The sequence below is a fragment of the Alteromonas sp. C1M14 genome (assembly GCF_018860965.1).
Classification (GTDB): domain Bacteria; phylum Pseudomonadota; class Gammaproteobacteria; order Enterobacterales; family Alteromonadaceae; genus Alteromonas.
The window spans coordinates 255,794-273,547 of sequence record NZ_JAHKQF010000015.1; the positions used below are offsets into that span (position 1 = coordinate 255,794).

A 17,754-nucleotide genomic window follows, 5' to 3' on the forward strand; every position below is an offset into this window, starting at 1 on the left:
ATCCCATTAGGATGTTTCTCAGGATCAGATAAATGACACAATATTTTTTACAGGCTTTCATCTACTTGATTGCTGCGGTAATTGCTGTGCCCGTTGCCAAACGCCTAGGTTTAGGCTCAGTACTTGGGTACCTGATTGCCGGTGTGTTTATCGGTCCAGTCCTACATCTTGTGGGTAATGAAACCACCACCATTCAGCATTTTGCTGAGTTTGGTGTAGTGATGATGTTATTCCTAGTGGGGTTAGAACTTGAACCTAAAGCCCTATGGGCAATGAAAGGACGTTTAATTGGCCTAGGTGGCATGCAGGTAGGATTTACCGCTTTGTTTATTTGCGCCATAACCTCCGCGCTAGGACAGCCCCTCTCGGTGGCTTTGGTTGTGGGGCTTATTTTCGCCCTGTCTTCCACTGCTATCGTATTGCAAACCTTCCAAGAAAAAGGGTTACAACAAACAGAAGGAGGAAAGAATGCTTTCTCGGTTTTGCTGTTTCAGGACATTGCCGTGATCCCAATGCTGGCCATTATTCCCTTGCTGGCATTACCCGAATTGGCGGCCATGGCCCAAGAGTCCTCGGCCCATGATGGCGATAATATCAGCCTTGTTAAAGGCTTGCCCGGCTGGCTATACGGGCTCATCATTATTGGGTCGGTGGCGTTAGTGACCGTAGGGGGCCACTACCTTAGCCGGCCGCTGTTTAAATTTGTAGCCTCCTCAGGTTTACGAGAAATTTTCACAGCCACCGCATTAATGCTCATTATTGGCATCGCCGCACTAATGAGCCTAGTGGGTCTATCTCCAGCGTTGGGGGCTTTTTTGTCTGGCGTGGTATTAGCCAACAGCGAATTTAGACATGAGCTTGAGGCGAATATCGAGCCATTTAAAGGCTTACTGCTAGGGCTGTTTTTCATTACAGTGGGAGCCGGCATCGACGTCAAGGCCCTCACCGAATCCCCGGTTCTCATTCTTTCTCTTACAGTGCTTGTTATGGCGGTAAAAGCATTGGTGTTATACATCATTGCCCGCGTATTTAATTTACAAGATGGCAATAAATGGTTATTTACCCTTAGCTTGGCTCAAGCCGGCGAATTCGGTTTTGTATTACTGAGCTTTTCGGCACAAAATAATGTGCTACCCAATGAAATCATTGCCACCTTGTCTTTGGTTGTTGCCCTGTCTATGTTCCTCACCCCAGGCTTGTTTATTCTATTTGATAAAGTGATCCTGCCGCGATTAGAAAGCCAGTGCAATGAACGTCAAGCTGACACCATCGACCAGCCGGGATCGGTGATCATCGCGGGGATCGGTCGCTTTGGCCAAATCGTAAACCGCCTGCTTATTGCCAACGATTTTAAAACGGTGGTGCTGGATATTCGTTCTGAACAAATTGATGCCATGCGCAAGATTGGCACCCACGCCTACTTTGGCGATGCGTCTAAACCTGACATGCTGCACACCGCCGGCATCGAACAAACCTCGTTAATGGTGGTGGCCATCAATAACCGTGAAACCGCAGTTGAGATGGTCAAATACATTAAACATGCTCACCCTCATGTGCGTGTTCTAGCCCGTGCTTTCGACCGCGGTCATGGCTATCGTTTGCGCCAAGCAGGCGCAGATTTCACCGTCTCCGAAACCTATCATTCTGCATTAGAGTTAGGTGCAGAAGCCTTACGTTCCCTTGGACGCCATCATCTACAGGTGGCGAGACAAAAAGCCGCCTATAACCGCATTGAAGCCAAGCAAAGTGATACCTTATACAAAGCATGGAAAGATGATGCCAGTGGTGAGCGGGTAGACAACAACTACCTTAAGCTGTTCGCCCAATTAGAATCGTTAATTCAGCAAGCATTAAATGAAGATGCCGACGACAAACTTGCCCGCCCCCAATCCTCTGGAGGGCCGGCAAGTGACAAAACAAAAGGCTCCAGTGACAGAGCACCATAACCCCCGTAGCAACAAACGGTCACCGGGGGCGAGCTTATTGCGCGACGGTGGGAAGCGGTGTGAAAGGTTCGATCCCAAATTCAGGATAAATTTCGGTAGGGAACAACACTTTCCCATCAGTGATCACCATAGCCACCTTTTTTATCGCTTTGAAATCTTCCACAGGGTTACCCGGGACAAGGAAGAAATCAGCCAATTTGCCCGTTTCTATGGTACCGAGTTTGTCATCCTGACCGAGATAACGAGCCATGTCATAACTGCCACGGGTGATCACTTCAGCCGGTGTCATACCGAAAGACTGAAATAACTCCAATTCTCGGTGCAGCTCGAAGGCCCCGCCCATATCGGTACCAGGTACAATCAAAATGCCTTTCTTATGCATGTAAGCAAGGGTTTCAATGATTTTATCAAAAGCTTCGCGATAGGCTTTATCTTCCGCGTCATCACTCACATTGAGCATGGCCACCCTTGCTGAGCGCTGCACATCAAGGGGCATATGATCGATATAATCTATCATGGCTGTGCGGGTTTCCCCGTTGCGAGACAACATGCCGTTTTCATGGATAACGGTGGTGGGATCAATGGCAATATTTTTCTCTACCATGGTGTTAAGTGTGTGTTGGACTTTTTCGCTGCTAAGATCTAACCCCACAAACCGTTTCATGCCGGTAATACGAAACAGTGTTCGCGTATCTTCTTTAGGCCCCAACACCCAACCTAACATTAGCTGGTTGATATGGGTGATTTCATCATAACCGGCAGCGATCATTTCATCGGCTTTCGAGAAAGCCGGCACATGACCGGCTACGCGCATCCCCCGCTCGTGGGCAACTTTCGCCATAGCCGGCACCCAATCACCATTAATTGAATTGTATATTTTTATCTGATGATAGTCGCCACGATCGGCATACATGTTCACCAGCGCCACCGCTTCCTCTTGAGTGCTGGCTAGTTCACCCGTGGCTGCACTAAAAGGGCTTTTACCCTCAATAAAACCACTCTTGTAAATACGCGGGCCAATGAGTTTGCCGCTATTAATATTGTTGACCAGTTCATCGAGCACATTAATTTCATTGCCCATGTCTCTTACCGACGTCACCCCGGCCAGTACATTGAGTAAGGCATCGTTATCTTGCATATGGCCATGCATTTCATATAACCCGGGAACTAACGTGCCGCCAGCGCCATCAATGGTCACTTGTCCGGCAACCGGATTATCAACAACCGGCTCAATGGCTTTGATGTCACTGCCTTCAATAAGCACCGAGCTTAACTCACTTAATGTGCCAGATTGGGGCTGGAAAATACGGACGTTATTAATACGCACAGGTTTATCGTATACATGGGTGTAGCGCTGGGCGATATCTTGAAAGCGGTTTGCATTAAGCTGAGCCGTTAGGTCCCGCAACCGACTTTCTTCATGGGCAAATTCAGGTTTTATGGCGGCAAATCGTGGCGCCACTACGGCCACTAAGCGATTTTCTGCATCGATTGCCACATATTCAGGATCCATAAAAATCCCCCCTACTGCATATAGCGTCACAGCCTGCTCAGCATCTGCCCCTTGTGGTGTTAGCAATACCGTTTCCTTCGCTTCAAGCTGGAGATTTCCCGCTGGCATAGCGGGGTACGAAGTGCGCTGGGCGTCAATTAACGGTTTGGCAAAAAGATAAAGGGCATAAGGACTGGCATATTGAGAAATATACATGGGCTTATTTGCAAACGGCATCTCCCCTTCTTCTGACGAGGATTGCCAGGTGCCAACGCCCTCTTTTACTTCAAAGGCTTCTTCCACATGATTGCCAAACACGGTTTTACCTTTAATACTCCAGGCAACGGGAATACCGGTTTCATCTAAGGTTACTGTTTCGGACGAACTGGCACCTCGGCCATTATTACTAAATCCAAATTCTATAAATTGTGTTTTATCTTCATGCTTCACAACCAATGAACCCACTTTAGTTCCGCCTAGCAAAACGGAAAAAGTTTCCGTAGCCATGGCCGTATCACTGACCGTACTGTTTTGTTCAGTGGTTTCTTTTGGGCTGCATGCGCCAAGGGTACATACAAAAAGAACCACCAGTGCTCGTAGGTTCATTGTCTCTCCGTTATTTAATTTTTATTCCTGTTAATAGGTTACTGTACACCATCCTCTCCCGTTAGGTACTTTACTTGTTATTATTTTTAACATCTTGGCTCGTTGCCCCATAGATTTCTCTCGTTCAGTGGCATTGCCAACAACCCCGTATCCATTGAAAATAGCCGGTGTTTTTAACATCACTGCCTGCGAGCATGGTGAGTTTTTTTCTAGTTTTCATTTTTATAGGGATTGTAATTTCGTGAGAATACTGCTTTTTTCAGGTTGTCTTGTGACCTCGGCCAATGTAATAGCACACGGCTTCGACATCGAACAAATAGAGGTGGTAGGCAGACAAACCCGTCTTATCGGCGATGCCATCGCCGCGTCATCTGGCATAATTGGGCAGGATGAAATTGCTAGCCGTCCACTGCTACGTACCGGCGAGATGATGGAGCTTGTGCCCGGTATGGTGGTGACCCAACACAGTGGTTCTGGCAAGGCAAATCAATATTTCTTACGGGGTTTTAACCTAGATCACGGTACGGACTTCAGTACATCGGTTAATGGTATGCCAATAAATATGCGTTCCCACGGGCATGGGCAAGGTTATACCGACTTAAACTTTATCACCCCAGAATTTGTCCACCATATCTCTTATAACAAGGGCGCGTACAGTGCACTGCAAGGCGATTTTTCCACGGCAGGCTCGGCATCCATGAGTCTTATCTCTACCCTTCCCAAAGACATTATCGCCATGGATCTAGGCCAAGACAATTACGTTCGTGCCGTGGCAGGAAAATCCTTTCACAGTGACGCATCATCAGTATTTATAGGTGGAGAGTTAAATACTTATGACGGCCCATGGAGCGATATCGACGAAGACGTTGAAAAAGTAAACGGCTTGTTCAATGTCACTACAAAAACCAATAGTGGAACCATCACGGTTACCGCCATGGCCTACGACAACAGCTGGAATTCGGCGGATCAAATTCCTACCCGAGCGGTAGAAAGCGGCTTAATTGATGAACTCGGCTCCTTAGATACCTCGGTGGGTGGCGACAGCAGTCGCTACAGCTTATCCACCAATATTACCATTGACGATTTTTACGTTTCCGCGTACGCCATCGACAGCGATCTCGATCTTTTCTCTAACTTTACCTACTTTTTGTCAGATCCCATCAATGGCGATCAGTTCGAACAGGTGGATAAACGGCAAATATACGGCGCCGAAGCGGGCTATCACTTTTCCGCTAGCCCAACTAACATGGACTGGACTCACCTCATTGGCATGCAAGTACGGGTGGACGATATCGGCGAGGTGGGGCTGCACCATACACAAAACCGAGTGCGCTTAAGCACCGTTAGAGATGACACCATCGACGAGCGCTCGTTTTCTTATTTCTATCAAGGGGATCTCTTGCTCAATTCCCGAACCACACTGCGGTTGGGGGCTAGGTATGATTATTTTGATGTTAACGTAAACAGCGACACCCCAGAAAACTCAGGCAGTAAAGATGACGGGATCGCCAGCTTCTCAGCCGGTTTAAGCTATATTTTCTCCACCCGCATTGAAGGCTATATTAATGCCGGTCAATCTTTCCATTCCAATGATGCCCGTGGCGCAACCCTATCGGTGGATCCCGAAACCGGTGAAGAAGCCGACCCCGTAGATTTACTGGTAAAGGGTAATACCGCGGAAATGGGCTTGCGCTATTTTACCAGCAAAGCCCTGAATATATCGGCATCACTGTGGTATTTAACCCTAGATTCCGAATTGTTATATGTTGGCGATGCGGGGAACAACGAAGCTTCTCGAGCCTCCCGTCGCTATGGCGCTGAACTTGCCGCCTATTATTGGTTTAACGATACTTTTAATGCTGACCTTGAGGTGGCCCTTACCCACTCTCGCTTTAAAGGCAATGAGGAAGGCGAAGGCAATCACATCACCGGGGCCCTTGGCGAAGTCATTAGTGCCGGGCTCACCTGGAAATTTGCAACGAACTGGGACAGCAGTGTGCGTTTACGCCATTTCGGTCCTCGCGCTTTAGACAGTTACGGTGATGTTGAATCTAGCAGCCTTACCGTGGTTAATGCACAGGTAAACTGGCAACGGGAAAGCTGGGCCATTACCTTTCAAGCATTAAACCTGTTTGATAGCGACGACCACGACATTGATTATTTGTACGAATCACAGTTGCAGACCGAAACAACCGCGGTAGAAGATGTGCACTACCATCCTATTGAGCCTCGTACACTGCGTGTAAAAGTGGCGTACACCTTTTAAACGCTGTCAGAACGGTTGGCTAAAGCACGCCATACAAAAAGGCGCCGCATTGCAGCTGCGGTATAGCTTGCAGTTACTTTTCCATGTGCTATAGATAAAGAAGACGTTACAGCAGGGATTGTAACGTCAACTTTGATAGCCAAACCAGACATGCTGGCAAATATTTTCACAAAAAAAGAGAATCCAAATGGCGAATAAAACGAAAGCCCTAAAAAAAGAAATTAAAGCGCGAAAAGCCAAAATTGCAAAACACGAAGATAAAGTAAAAAAACTGAAAAAGAAGCTAAAAAAAGCCAAGTCATAAAAGAAATAATCGAAATCATTAAAAGCAGCGCAGGCTGCTTTTTATTTTCTAGCCCAGGTCCAATCATAAACCCAATACAGGCATAGCCAGTGGCGAAAGATCTGCCCATATTATCTGTATTATTTACAGCCCGCTAAAGCCCGCGTTATTCCTCCCCTCAGAATAAAAATAAAAACCAAAGTAAAAACATAAGGTTACTTAACAACACATCTGGCCACCCCTTTGCATGACGTATAAGACGAACCTTTAATTAATTATATGCCATGGGGTTTAGCATTGGCATCATGGCAGCAAAGCGATGAATAGACCCATTGCTTACGCTTTTTTCAACGGTTATGAGGGTGAACATATGGTCATGCATCTGGAATCGCCAGCCACCGCCATCAAGGCTTTTATTGCACAGCAAGATTATCCCTGCGTGGGGGCGAAAACAGCGTTACAAAAAGATCAGATAGCGGTTCATGGGTTTTCCGCCATTGATGACGATACCCATAACATGGACATCCTTCATCAACTGTATAAATTTATTGATGCCTTTAATGTGTCCTGCGATATGTACTCATCATTGGTATGTACCTTTGAAGGGCCTTATCACTGCTCTGAACGGGAGTATGAAAAGTTACTGTGGAATAAGCTCCAACAATTGCACGATATTGATAACCGCCTTCATCATTGGGACAAAAACGTCAGTGATGATCCTGAGAAGGACGATTTTAGTTTTAGCGTAGGCGGTCACGGCTTTTTCATTATTGGTCTTAACCCTGCTAGCACCAGAAAAAGCCGACGATTTGAATGCCCCGCCATTGTATTTAATTTACATGCCCAATTTGAGCAACTTCGCGAGGAAGGAAAATTTATTCAATTTCGTGATCATATTCGTCATCAGGATAGCCAATTTAGCGGCTCACCCAACCCCATGCTCAACAACCACGGCGCTGACTCGGAAGCGAAACAGTATAGTGGGCGCAAACTTGAAGACGACTGGCAATGCCCATTTCATAAACATAAGGATTAAAATATGGAAACCATCCCCCCTAGAAGCGGTACCGCATTCGAACTGAAAAAAGACCAACTGCTTCGTATTGTTGATCCCCAGGGCGAGCAAGTTGCCGATCTCTACGCCTTTGCGAGTGACAATCATGAGGAGTTTTTATCTTCTGGACGCTCTTTGGATTACAACGAAAGCCTCCAATTTGGTAAAGGCGGTAAGCTGTATTCAAACCGCAGCCAAGTGATGTTCGAAATCATCGAAGATACGGTGGCAAATCATGACTTTTTACTGACCCCTTGCAGTGTTGACACCTTTACCCATTTTTATCCTGACGAGAAGCCCGTACCAGGCTGTCATGGCAATCTGGCCAAAGCCTTTGCCGCCTACGGCATTCCAGAGCACCTAATTGGCACAACCTTTAATACCTTTATGCATGTCAATATAGATAAAAGCGGTAAAATTAGCGTACTGCCTCCCACCAGTAAAGCCGGTGATTACACCGTCTTTAAAGCCCATATGGATATGATTGTAGGGGTCACAGCATGCTCGGCAGGTGAGTCAAATAACTTCAGTTATAAACCCATATGCTACGAAATAACATAAAGTCTCTTTGGCACTACCCCCATCAGCGGCGCTACCAGTGGCTCAAGGTTGCACTAAAGAATGCCCAATGGCTGGCGAGCGACAGGGTATGACGTTATAGGCATACTTAAGTGGTGCGGTATCATCTTTTATGATGGTTAAAATTTCATAATCATTGATTTCCACCACTTTACTGGCGGCAGGATGTTCGCAGCGAGAGTACGTATCAGCCTCATAAACAAAGATAAAATCAGCCAATAACTTTTTCTGTCTAAGCCTAAAAGAATCGCCGTTTCGCTTTGCTTCTAAAATGAACTGGCTTATCTTTTCGTCATCAGAAACTACTTCTATGCCATCATCGTTATTGATCAGCTGCTGTTCTGGTGGCGCAGTGATATCTACCTCTTCGGCTTGTTCGGCAATTTGCGTAATGACCTCGCCCACTTCAGAAGAATCAGAAAACTCCAGCACCCCACTTTGGGCAGACACCGCCACAATTTTAATCAGCAACGCTAATGTCCAAATGTAACGCACAAAGGCTGTGGTAATGACATATTTATAGTCTGGCGGGTGCCATAGCCCATGCACGCCGAAGGGCTTTAACAACACCAAAAGGATGAGATAAATGGGCATCAATAATTGGGTACATAGCAACACTAAAACCGTCGACACGAAAAACCAACTAGGAAGCATAAGGATGATGGCGAAATTGTGGCTATAAGGTAAGGCATCCGCGGTAATCCCCGTGACCCCATTGACCAGTCCACTGGCCGACGCCAAAGCAAAATTGGCCATCACCGCGTAACAAAATAACACTAACGCTCTGCCGGGCAAGCTATCCCACACCAGCATAAAGCGAGGCCAAAACTCCCTCACTAGACCAATTAACACCAAAGAGAACATCACCAATTGTAGAAAATCACTACTGATTTCCAGCGTAAGCAGTGCCAAGGCGATTAAGGTGGCGGCTACGTAACAACGTTGGGCAAAGTTCAATGTGCGCCAACGGCAGAGTAATTGTCTACCAACACGTTGTAAATCGTGAAAAATACGCCGCTTAGCCAGTAACAGAAAACGCAATACCTGCACTTTATTCTTTCGTGTCAGTAGCTTGTGATGTGCCAATTACTTTTCCTTTGCGTAATAGGCTAACGGATGCTCCGAGTTTAACCTTAAGTGAATACGGGCATCAGGGCTGACCGAGACCTCATGGCTTACACGTACTTTCAGTAATTCACCAGTATCCAGAGTTGCCGCACACAATCGGCTTTCACCTTCATAGCGACTCCACAATACCGTGGCATTGGCCGCATCGGCGTCCAACGTGGCGATAAGATCATCCGGTCGAATTAATACGTCCACGTCGGCGGTTGTGTGACCAATGCTTTTTCCCGGGGCTGTGCCAATAGGGGTTTGTAGGTTCGCCCCTAACACGGTGGCAGGAATAAAACAGGCATCCCCTAAAAACCCAGCGACAAATCGACTTGCGGGCTCGGAAAAACACCGTTCTGGCGTGTCCAATTGTTCTAACACACCTTTATTTAATATCCCCACTCTATCACCCACAGATAACGCTTCGTCTTGGTCGTGAGTGACCCAAATTGCGGGCACGCCAGCGGTTTTTAGTGCCTCTCGTATTTCCCAGCGTAAGCTGTCTTTTAACGACGCATCTAAATTTGATAAGGGTTCATCAAGCAATACAAAAGCGGGTTCATGGGCAAGGGTACGGGCAAGGGCAACCCGTTGTTTTTGTCCGCCCGATAACCGGGCCGGCTTAGCATTACGAAATTCATTTAGCCCCAGTAACGTTAACCAATGATCGGCCAAGGCAGTATCTTTCAGTCTAAAGCAGACATTCTGCTCTACCGTCATATGAGGAAACAAGGCAAAATCTTGAAAAACCATGCCCACATTGCGCTTCTCTGGGGGAATACTTTTGCTTGGCGTCGCCACCCAACTACCTAAATCTATTTTGCCTTCGCTAATGGGGATCAACCCTGCCAACGCCTGTAAAATAGTGGTTTTTCCACAGCCGGTTGGCCCCACCAGCATCAGTATTTCGCTGTTCTCTAATACGAGATTGAGCTTATCAACGACGCGGGTTGAACCATAGTCTACAGATAAATCAGAAACATTGAGCATTAACGACGGCTATCCTCGTTGACTGAAAATTCGGCCCGGCACTCGCCAGACAACATTAAGACCAGTCCTAATCCGGACAATAAAACCAATAATAACCCCGGCACGGCGGCGCGTCCAAAATATCCCGCTTCATACACTCGCCACAAATAGGTGGCAAGGGTTTCAAACCCGGTAGGGCCAAGCATCAAGGTGGCAGGCAACTCCCGCATGGCTTCTAAAAATACCAGTGCGGCACCTGCAACCATACCTCGCATGGTCAACGGCAAGGTGATGCGCATAAAGGCTTCTCGGGGACTTGCTCCCAATACCCTAGCCGCTTTCACTAAACCCGCATCTTGGTTCTCTGCGGTACTTCTTATTGTGCCTACCGCTAACGGTAAAAAGCGTAATACATAAGCCAGTACCAAAAGAGCGAGTGTTTGATACAACACGGGAATTTGCAACCCTAAGTAAACCAGCGCGGTTCCCATTACAATGCCCGGCACACCAAAACCAAAATAGGTAATACGCTCCATTAGCCGCCCGGCTTTACCGGCGATGGCCGCGTGGGCCACAGGCACCGCCAATACAACAGCGGCTATGGCAGCCAACATAGAAGCATAGGCAGAATTCCAGGCAAAGGTAAAATCAAAACCGCCAGTGCCTTCCCGGATTAACCACAAGGTAAAGATACCTAAGGGCAGCACAATAGAAAGCAAGACGATGGGCAAAAAAGACACAAAAAATCCACCACTAACCCACCGCGGTAACCATAGAGTTAGGTGCTTTCCAGGGCGTTCTTTGTCGCCGCCAATCCGTGATTCCATAAACAACACTAACACCACAATAAGCATTAACTGCAGTGACAACATGGCTGCCTGACTTAATCCGAAGGCGTTATATTCAACAAAAATGACGCGGGTAAAGGTGTCAAACCCCATGATTGCGGGGGTACCAAAGTCCGACAGTGCATACAGCGCCGCCAACAAGGCCCCGGCCGCGATACTGTTTATCACCCGTGGCAAAACAATACGCCAGAGGCTCATAAACAGGGTTTGGCCCAAGGTTCGGGCGGCATTGACCAAGCTAGCATCTAAACTCAGTAAGGCGGCACGGGTGGTTAGCATGACAAACGGATAGGTGTACAGCGACATCACCAGCGATGCCCCCCATAAACCGTCTAAAGAGGGCGTGGTTATCCCCGTAAGGTTTTCAATTTCCCCGCCACGTCCAAAAGCATAATATAAAGTAAAAGCCCCTAAATAGCTTGGCAGAGCAAGGGGAGCGGCAAAAGCGATAAGAAATAAGCGGCGCAAAGGGATATTTACGTAAGCGGTAAAAAAAGCGAGGGGCACGCCAATGAGTACCGAACCGGCCACGGTAAGGCACATCAGCGCCAGGGTATTTCCCAGCACCTGTAAATTTCGACTATCGAACAGTTGGGCGTTATCTGAGGCAAGAGAAAACAACACGCCAATGGGCGTTAAAGCCATTAGCGCGATAAGTAAAGCAAAGGGATAAGATTTAGGCCAGCTTGTCACAGAATGCCGACGTTCCGCATCAAATCTAACGTTGGACGAATATCTGCCAATTTACGCAAATCCAACTCGGGAGGGGAAATATCATTCAACGATGTCAGCCCCGCCGGTGGCGATACCCCCTCCACGAGGGGAATTTCATAAGCTTCAGACGCCAAGTAAGATTGCACTTCCTTGGACAATAAGTAGCGAATAAAGTTAATCGGTAAATCGCCCTCAGACAGCGCCACAATACCGGATGCATTGACCAAGCAACCTGCGTCATCGGAGGTGTAAGCCAATTCTACAGAGGCATCGGGTTTACCCGATTTTAAACGCAGCGTGTAATAGTGGTTAGCAAACCCTAAATCCACCTCCCCTCGCTCTACGCCCATTACCACACCTAATTCACCGGCATATTTTTTGGCATGGCGGTTAACTCCTCGTAGCCAATCTGCCGTGGCTTTCTCACCCTCAAGCAAGCGCATTGCGGTGACAAAAGACTGAAAAGACGCGTAGGCGGGTGCCCACCCTAATGCCAGATCTGAATCGGCTAATGCCATAATACTATCGGGTATTTGATTGGGGCTGACCCGCTCAGTATTGTAAGGTAATGTGCGTATCCGACCGGTAACCGGTGACCACTGGGGATATTGAAAACCGGCTTTAAGTTGCGCGGTCAAACCTTGAGGTAAAGGTTTGGCTAACCCTGCATCGGTAATCATTCCGATGGCACCGGTATCCACCGCCCAGAATAAATCCGCTTTGCGAACACCGGCTTTCGCTTCGGCAATAAGGGTATTGCCCAATGCCGCTGTCGCGCCGCGACGGATCTGCAAATTAAGCTTAGGGTTGCGTTTTTTAATGGCTTCTAGCACGTTTTCATACAAGCCGCCCTCGCCCCGCCCTAGGTATAGGGTAAGATCACCGTCCAATTCAGGTAAGTCGTTTACAGACACGGCCTTCGTTGTCTGCGCAAATGCCATGGAACCTGGTAGCGAAAAACCGCTAACCAGGCCGGATACGGCTAGCCCTTGAATAAAAGTGCGTCGTTGCATTAATGATCCTTAAAAAACACTCTTGCGATTTTCCTCAGCTTTTTCAAGCAGCACCTGAGCTTTATCGAGTTTCCCTTGCATGGCATCAACCACGGCACGAACGGCATCTACGCCTTTATCTTGGCTAATCGCCAGTGGCAGGGTGACGTTAAAATCTTTTTCAAGATCTTCAACTAACGAGGCATCTTGCCCAATTAAGTCACCTTCAATGCCTTCAAAGCGTTGCAAATAGGTATCGTGTACCAAGGTGGTAGCCACTTCAGATAGCTGTTCAGCGTACTTCGCCACTACCCGGTCCAAACGCTTTTTAATATCGTCGATAATTTCCGGCGCAGTAGTGGGCTCAACTTCGGTGGTTTTGACTTCCGCCACCAACCCTTTCTTCTGATACTCAGAAGCAAGTTTAACGGCACCGAGTCCTTGCCACAAGGCTTGATTCAGTTTGCTCTGTTCTGCCCGCACTGCGCTAATATCGGCGCCTTTATCAATGGCTTGTTTAACACCGTAAATGCCTTGCCAAATGGACGCATAGACAGGTACATACTGAGTTTCAATGGCAGAATGAAAATCCACTTCTTCCCAGTAATCGATCATCACATTGGTATCAACCTGACCCTTGCCTTTAGCAGCATAATCATCAACCACTGCAGCAAATTTTTCAGTCAGCCAAGTCACCTCTTCACCGTACTCCGAGAGATGTTCATGGAGGTTATTCACATGCTCACTGATAACACCATTAGCAGATACTTGCGTAACAAAAAAGCTACTCGATAGCCCCACTAAAAATGCCAGGCCACGTTTGTGCTTTGTATAGAAAGTCATAGATTACCCCAATGTAAATTTACTTTTGGAAATGATACTTATTATCATTAATTATGTAAAGCGAAGAAGGCCGCCTATATTTTGAACGTACTGTACTGTAAACCACCCAACAAAAACAGGGCGATAAGTTATCTTGCGAGGTGTTTTTTTAGTAACAATTTGGCGGTTTTAATGTATTACATTATGATACACTGACAAAAAAACAATACTGCCAAACAGGTTATGTCAATGGAAAAAGAAGGAAATAGCCGCCAGGGAATTCAAGTTATTTCTAGGGCTGTGAAAGTACTGCGGGCATTAGAAGGACGCCCGGAAGGATTGAGCCTCAGTGCGATAGCGAAAGAAGTTAATCTTCCTCGCTCTACTGTTCAGCGTATCGTCGGCGCACTGTCATCAGAAGGCTTTCTGATCTCAGCCAGTCCGACTTCTCGGGTGCGTTTAGGCCCTAGCCTCGTGTCTTTAGGTTCAGCAGCGAAAGCCGATATTGATCGGGTCATCATTCCCCATATGAAAAAGTTGTCTGCGGAAGTAGAAGAAACGGTGGATTTATCTGTTCAGGACGGTACATCGATGATCTTTATTGATCAGGTGGTGGCTGACTCGCAAAAACTACGGGCCGTGTCGGCAGTGGGAGATGCATTCCCTATTCATACCTGTGCAAATGGTAAAGCAATATTGGCAAAAATGCGCGACTCAGAAGTAGAAGAACTGCTCACCCTCTCTGCCCTTAATCAACTGACTACCTTTACTGTTACCGACATTAAGCAGCTTAAAGCTGAAATCGATAAGGTGCGTAAAAAAGGCGTAGCATTTGATCGGGAAGAACACTGTGAGGGCGTTTGTGCTACGGGGATCTCCATTGACGACCCCTATGGTCGCAACATTGCGATATCTATTCCCGTGCCGTCGGTACGCTTTAATCGAAACAAGCGGGTTATTGCCGATAAACTGATTGAATATAAGGCCATTATAGAAAAAGCGCTGGGGGCAACCCTGCAGTAGCAGGCCCAGCGCGTTAACCTTTTTATTGGCTGGCTAGCCTATTAGGAAGAAGGCAGCCCTTTTTTTGTGTTTTCCCGCTGCCCTAATACAAAAGCCACTGCATAAAATGACGCTCCAAACAATATAATACCGCCCATCCACAGATGGGTAATAAGATCAATGCTCATTGCGATTTCCTCTTTTGTTGATTAAGTAATGTGCAAGCGAAAATACAAAGACGATTGACGTAATTGTAGTTAACGCTGTAAGAAACAAAGATAACGCTAAATTCATAAGTCCTTTCCCCTACGCTGACGCAGCTTTATTGCATGCAGACGTGTCTTTGATAAACAATCCAGGCTTGGCCTTGGTTGAAGCCAAATTACCCAGCACGGTTATGCTCAAAGCGACGATGGCAACCACGTGGGCGTTTTCCAGCATTTGTAGACCAATAAGGTGTTTAATATCAGTGAACGACCACAGTAAGTTAATCGTCCAGCTGACCAGCAATACCCACTGGGCCACTGCCGCACTGCGCTTCCAGAACAAACCAGCCACGATGATAAAGAAGAAGGGCACCAGCCAAGCGAACAACCAGGTAATGGCTAAGATCACATTGGGATGGAAGAAAAATGTCATCAATGCGGAAAACAAACCAATAACAATGATGGTATAGCGGATCAGGAGTTTTTCTTTTTCCGGCTTGAGCGGCTCATGTAGGTGAGCGCCTACAATGTCCTTAGCGAAAATCGTGGCCGGGGCCAGTGCAGACATTGCGAAGGTAGACAACAGCGCACCTAAGAAGCCCGCTTGTAATAGCACCACCAACCAAGTGGGCAACAAATTCACAATTAATGCCGCCCCTGCCAGTTTAGGTCCTAACTCAGCAAATTCAGGAATGGTGGCGGCGGCAATTCCCACCAACACAGGAAAGACACCGAACAGTCCGTTAATTGGCGCCGCTATCCACAACGAGCGTTTAATGGTTTTTTCATCTCGAGCGGACATAGCAGCTTGCATACCTTGCTGATTCACCGACTGGGAGAACACCACCGAGAAAATTGCAGCGAGGGCAAAACTTACTAACAAATCGGGTTTCGCTAGAATGGATAATTTAAAACCTTCCCCTTTATTGACGTAATATTGGGTGACGCCGTCCCATCCATCAGGCAACACAAAGGCTAAATAAATCCCCGCAGTGATCACCGCCACATACATTACCACCGCATTCACCAGGTTAACCCACATGGTCTGTTTGATACCGCCCATGCAAACATAAGCCGTACCGAAAGCAGCGCCAATGACCGCCGACCACCCTAATGACCAACCGGACATCGCGGCGATACCTATTCCTAATGTTTGGGCTTCAAGGGTCACTAACCCAAACACCACCATGGCAGCAATACACGCGGTATAAATGCGTAATTTAGGGCTATACAGTTGACCGATTAGCTCGGGGATCGTTGCGGTACCAACCCGACGGATCCAGCGCCCTGTGCCTAAACAAATTACACATAACAGGATGGTATGAGCGAAACAAAACCACAGCGCTACAGCACCCAAAGAAAAGGACATTTCCATCAGCCCATATACATGAGCAGAACCAAGGTAAGTAATGGCAATGGTGACTGAAAACATGGCCAGACCAGCATCTCGACCACCCAAAGCCATATCTGTGACCTGGTGTTCCTGAGCGGATTTCCAGCTCAGGTACTTACCGATGCCACCAATAACAATGACATTGTAAGCTAATACCATCAGTAAAATACTATTCACACGGACCTCTTATATTTGTTATGCCGTAGCGCGCTACCACCGGTCACACGCAACGCTTGTTATGTCTGGCGTGTTAACCTGCGGTACATCCACCGTCTACATAAATTATCTGTCCGTTGATAAAGTCAGACGCAGGCGACGATAAAAAGAGTACCAACCCCACCATGTCCGTTGTTTCTGCTACACGCCCCATGGGCAACCGAGCAAGAAATGGCGCAATACGACGGGGATCGTCACAAATCTCTTTGGTCAGCGGCGATTTAATTAAGGTGGGGGCGATGGCATTTACATTAATGGTAAAGCCATCTTTAACCCCTTTCATCGACCACTCGGTGGCCAATTGTTTAGTCAGGTTATCCACCGCTGCTTTTGACGCCGCATAGGCACTATAGCCATCGGGATGACCACAAAAGCCGCGTACCGACGACGTATTCACAATTTTGCCTTTCCCCTTGGCCATAAAGTAGCGACCAAATACCTGACAGGGGATCAAGGTGCCCGTTACATTCACTGACATCACCTGCTCAAATTTGTCTGCTGGCATGTCCTCTGCAGGGGCTCTAAACGCCATTCCCGCATTGTTAACTAGGATATCTATGGCGCCAAACTCTCTGTCGACCTGATCCACCAAGGCTAAAACCGACGCTTTGTCTGTGACATCACTTTGAATGGCAACACAATGGCCACCCACTTCTTTTACTGCGTCTACCGTTTCCGCTAAGGTTTTCATGTTACGCGCTGTTACTATAACGTTAGCGCCGTGTAAAGCAAATGTTCTTGCATAGGCAGCCCCTAAGGTCCCATTTCCGCCGGTAATAACGGCAACTTTACCTTTCAGGTTGAACATGTTGAGCGCAAAATCATCGCTCCAGGAATCTGTCATCGGCATAAAGCCTCCTCATTACAGTCTCTGTACTACTCGGTTTTAAGCGCCACTAAGATGTGGAAACGGTAACCAGTACTGTGGTTGTATTATTGGTTTCGTTACGCAACTTGCGTCCTTCATTAGGAAGGATCGCAATGGAATCACCGGCTTTGAGCACAAAGGCGCGATTTTTTTCATCAACAACGGTGAGTTCACCGTCGATAACGTAGTAGGACTTTTCAAATTCAGCACCAAAAGCGCCTGCTTGGTATTGCATGTCTGCGCCACCATTGGGCAGAAAGTAACTCAGTCCCTGCCAAAATTTTGTTAGTCCTGATTCCTCTTCGCCCTGCACTTTCATGGCCACCATGCCGAAGTGTGCTGGAGGGTTGTAAGGCTTTATTTGATCAAGTTTTATATGCTTCAT

General features: G+C 47.3%; 15 protein-coding genes. 5 read left to right on the plus strand and 10 right to left on the minus strand.

Going from position 1 to position 17,754, the window contains the following annotated elements; genetic code table 11:
* Positions 1-32 precede the first annotated feature (32 nt).
* Positions 33-1,946, plus strand: a complete 1,914-nt coding sequence (locus KO501_RS13625; RefSeq protein ID WP_216030217.1) for a monovalent cation:proton antiporter-2 (CPA2) family protein — start codon at positions 33-35, stop codon at positions 1,944-1,946.
* A gap of 34 nt (positions 1,947-1,980) precedes the next feature.
* Here the strand turns inward: KO501_RS13625 and KO501_RS13630 are convergent, their stop codons facing one another.
* The gene (locus KO501_RS13630) at positions 1,981-4,044 is read right to left on the minus strand and encodes an amidohydrolase family protein (RefSeq protein ID WP_216030218.1); all 2,064 of its coding nucleotides are present in this window, start codon (positions 4,042-4,044) and stop codon (positions 1,981-1,983) included.
* A gap of 241 nt (positions 4,045-4,285) precedes the next feature.
* On the opposite strand from KO501_RS13630, the gene KO501_RS13635 reads away from it, so the two are divergent.
* From KO501_RS13635 to KO501_RS13645, 3 genes are all read left to right on the plus strand, one after another.
* On the plus strand, positions 4,286-6,310 hold the full coding sequence (locus tag KO501_RS13635; RefSeq protein ID WP_354667835.1) for a TonB-dependent receptor: 2,025 nt from the start codon (positions 4,286-4,288) through the stop codon (positions 6,308-6,310).
* A gap of 602 nt (positions 6,311-6,912) precedes the next feature.
* Positions 6,913-7,629, plus strand: a complete 717-nt coding sequence (gntA, locus tag KO501_RS13640; protein ID WP_354667836.1) for a guanitoxin biosynthesis heme-dependent pre-guanitoxin N-hydroxylase GntA — start codon at positions 6,913-6,915, stop codon at positions 7,627-7,629.
* Positions 7,630-7,632: 3 nt separating this feature from the next.
* Positions 7,633-8,208 (plus strand): urea carboxylase-associated family protein, encoded by a 576-nt coding sequence (locus KO501_RS13645; RefSeq protein ID WP_216030219.1) that lies wholly within the window; start codon positions 7,633-7,635, stop codon positions 8,206-8,208.
* A gap of 42 nt (positions 8,209-8,250) precedes the next feature.
* On the opposite strand, the gene KO501_RS13650 is transcribed toward KO501_RS13645, so the two are convergent.
* Genes KO501_RS13650 through KO501_RS13670 form a run of 5 tightly spaced genes read right to left on the minus strand, consistent with a single transcriptional unit; the run spans position 8,251 to position 13,705 of the window.
* Positions 8,251-9,312, minus strand: coding sequence for a hypothetical protein (locus KO501_RS13650; protein ID WP_216030220.1), 1,062 nt, complete (start codon positions 9,310-9,312; stop codon positions 8,251-8,253).
* Positions 9,313-10,329, minus strand: a complete 1,017-nt coding sequence (locus tag KO501_RS13655; protein ID WP_216030221.1) for an ABC transporter ATP-binding protein — start codon at positions 10,327-10,329, stop codon at positions 9,313-9,315. It abuts the gene before it with no gap.
* Positions 10,329-11,849, minus strand: coding sequence for an iron ABC transporter permease (locus tag KO501_RS13660; protein WP_216030222.1), 1,521 nt, complete (start codon positions 11,847-11,849; stop codon positions 10,329-10,331). Before KO501_RS13660 ends, KO501_RS13655 begins: the two co-directional genes overlap by 1 nt.
* A complete protein-coding gene (locus tag KO501_RS13665) occupies positions 11,846-12,883 on the minus strand; it encodes an ABC transporter substrate-binding protein (RefSeq protein ID WP_216030223.1) in 1,038 nt (345 codons plus the stop codon). The genes KO501_RS13660 and KO501_RS13665 overlap by 4 nt, the downstream gene beginning before the upstream one ends.
* 9 nt (positions 12,884-12,892) lie before the next feature.
* A complete protein-coding gene (locus KO501_RS13670; protein ID WP_216030224.1) occupies positions 12,893-13,705 on the minus strand; it encodes a hypothetical protein in 813 nt (270 codons plus the stop codon).
* A gap of 228 nt (positions 13,706-13,933) precedes the next feature.
* On the opposite strand from KO501_RS13670, the gene KO501_RS13675 reads away from it, so the two are divergent.
* Positions 13,934-14,707, plus strand: a complete 774-nt coding sequence (locus tag KO501_RS13675) for an IclR family transcriptional regulator (RefSeq protein ID WP_216030225.1) — start codon at positions 13,934-13,936, stop codon at positions 14,705-14,707.
* 41 nt (positions 14,708-14,748) lie between these two features.
* Here KO501_RS13675 and KO501_RS18495 read toward each other — a convergent pair whose 3' ends face one another.
* The 4 genes from KO501_RS18495 to KO501_RS13690 form a co-directional block, all read right to left on the minus strand.
* Complete coding sequence (locus tag KO501_RS18495) at positions 14,749-14,874, minus strand: hypothetical protein (protein ID WP_289847301.1); 126 nt, start codon at positions 14,872-14,874, stop codon at positions 14,749-14,751.
* A 118-nt stretch (positions 14,875-14,992) separates the two neighbouring features.
* On the minus strand, positions 14,993-16,462 hold the full coding sequence (locus tag KO501_RS13680; protein WP_216030226.1) for a sodium:solute symporter family protein: 1,470 nt from the start codon (positions 16,460-16,462) through the stop codon (positions 14,993-14,995).
* A 73-nt stretch (positions 16,463-16,535) separates the two neighbouring features.
* The gene (locus KO501_RS13685; RefSeq protein ID WP_216030227.1) at positions 16,536-17,345 is read right to left on the minus strand and encodes an SDR family oxidoreductase; all 810 of its coding nucleotides are present in this window, start codon (positions 17,343-17,345) and stop codon (positions 16,536-16,538) included.
* A gap of 52 nt (positions 17,346-17,397) precedes the next feature.
* Positions 17,398-17,754, minus strand: coding sequence for a cupin domain-containing protein (locus KO501_RS13690; RefSeq protein WP_216030228.1), 357 nt, complete (start codon positions 17,752-17,754; stop codon positions 17,398-17,400).

Coding starts and splice junctions, on each gene's coding strand:
- KO501_RS13685 (WP_216030227.1), bottom strand. CDS start 17,345: ATGACAGATTCCTGGAGCGATGATTTTGCGCTCAACATGTTCAACCTG.
- KO501_RS13630 (WP_216030218.1), bottom strand. CDS start 4,044: ATGAACCTACGAGCACTGGTGGTTCTTTTTGTATGTACCCTTGGCGCA.
- KO501_RS13645 (WP_216030219.1), top strand. CDS start 7,633: ATGGAAACCATCCCCCCTAGAAGCGGTACCGCATTCGAACTGAAAAAA.
- KO501_RS13670 (WP_216030224.1), bottom strand. CDS start 13,705: ATGACTTTCTATACAAAGCACAAACGTGGCCTGGCATTTTTAGTGGGG.
- gntA (WP_354667836.1), top strand. CDS start 6,913: ATGAATAGACCCATTGCTTACGCTTTTTTCAACGGTTATGAGGGTGAA.
- KO501_RS13675 (WP_216030225.1), top strand. CDS start 13,934: ATGGAAAAAGAAGGAAATAGCCGCCAGGGAATTCAAGTTATTTCTAGG.
- KO501_RS13655 (WP_216030221.1), bottom strand. CDS start 10,329: ATGCTCAATGTTTCTGATTTATCTGTAGACTATGGTTCAACCCGCGTC.
- KO501_RS18495 (WP_289847301.1), bottom strand. CDS start 14,874: ATGAGCATTGATCTTATTACCCATCTGTGGATGGGCGGTATTATATTG.
- KO501_RS13625 (WP_216030217.1), top strand. CDS start 33: ATGACACAATATTTTTTACAGGCTTTCATCTACTTGATTGCTGCGGTA.
- KO501_RS13665 (WP_216030223.1), bottom strand. CDS start 12,883: ATGCAACGACGCACTTTTATTCAAGGGCTAGCCGTATCCGGCCTGGTT.
- KO501_RS13690 (WP_216030228.1), bottom strand. CDS start 17,754: ATGAAGCATATAAAACTTGATCAAATAAAGCCTTACAACCCTCCAGCA.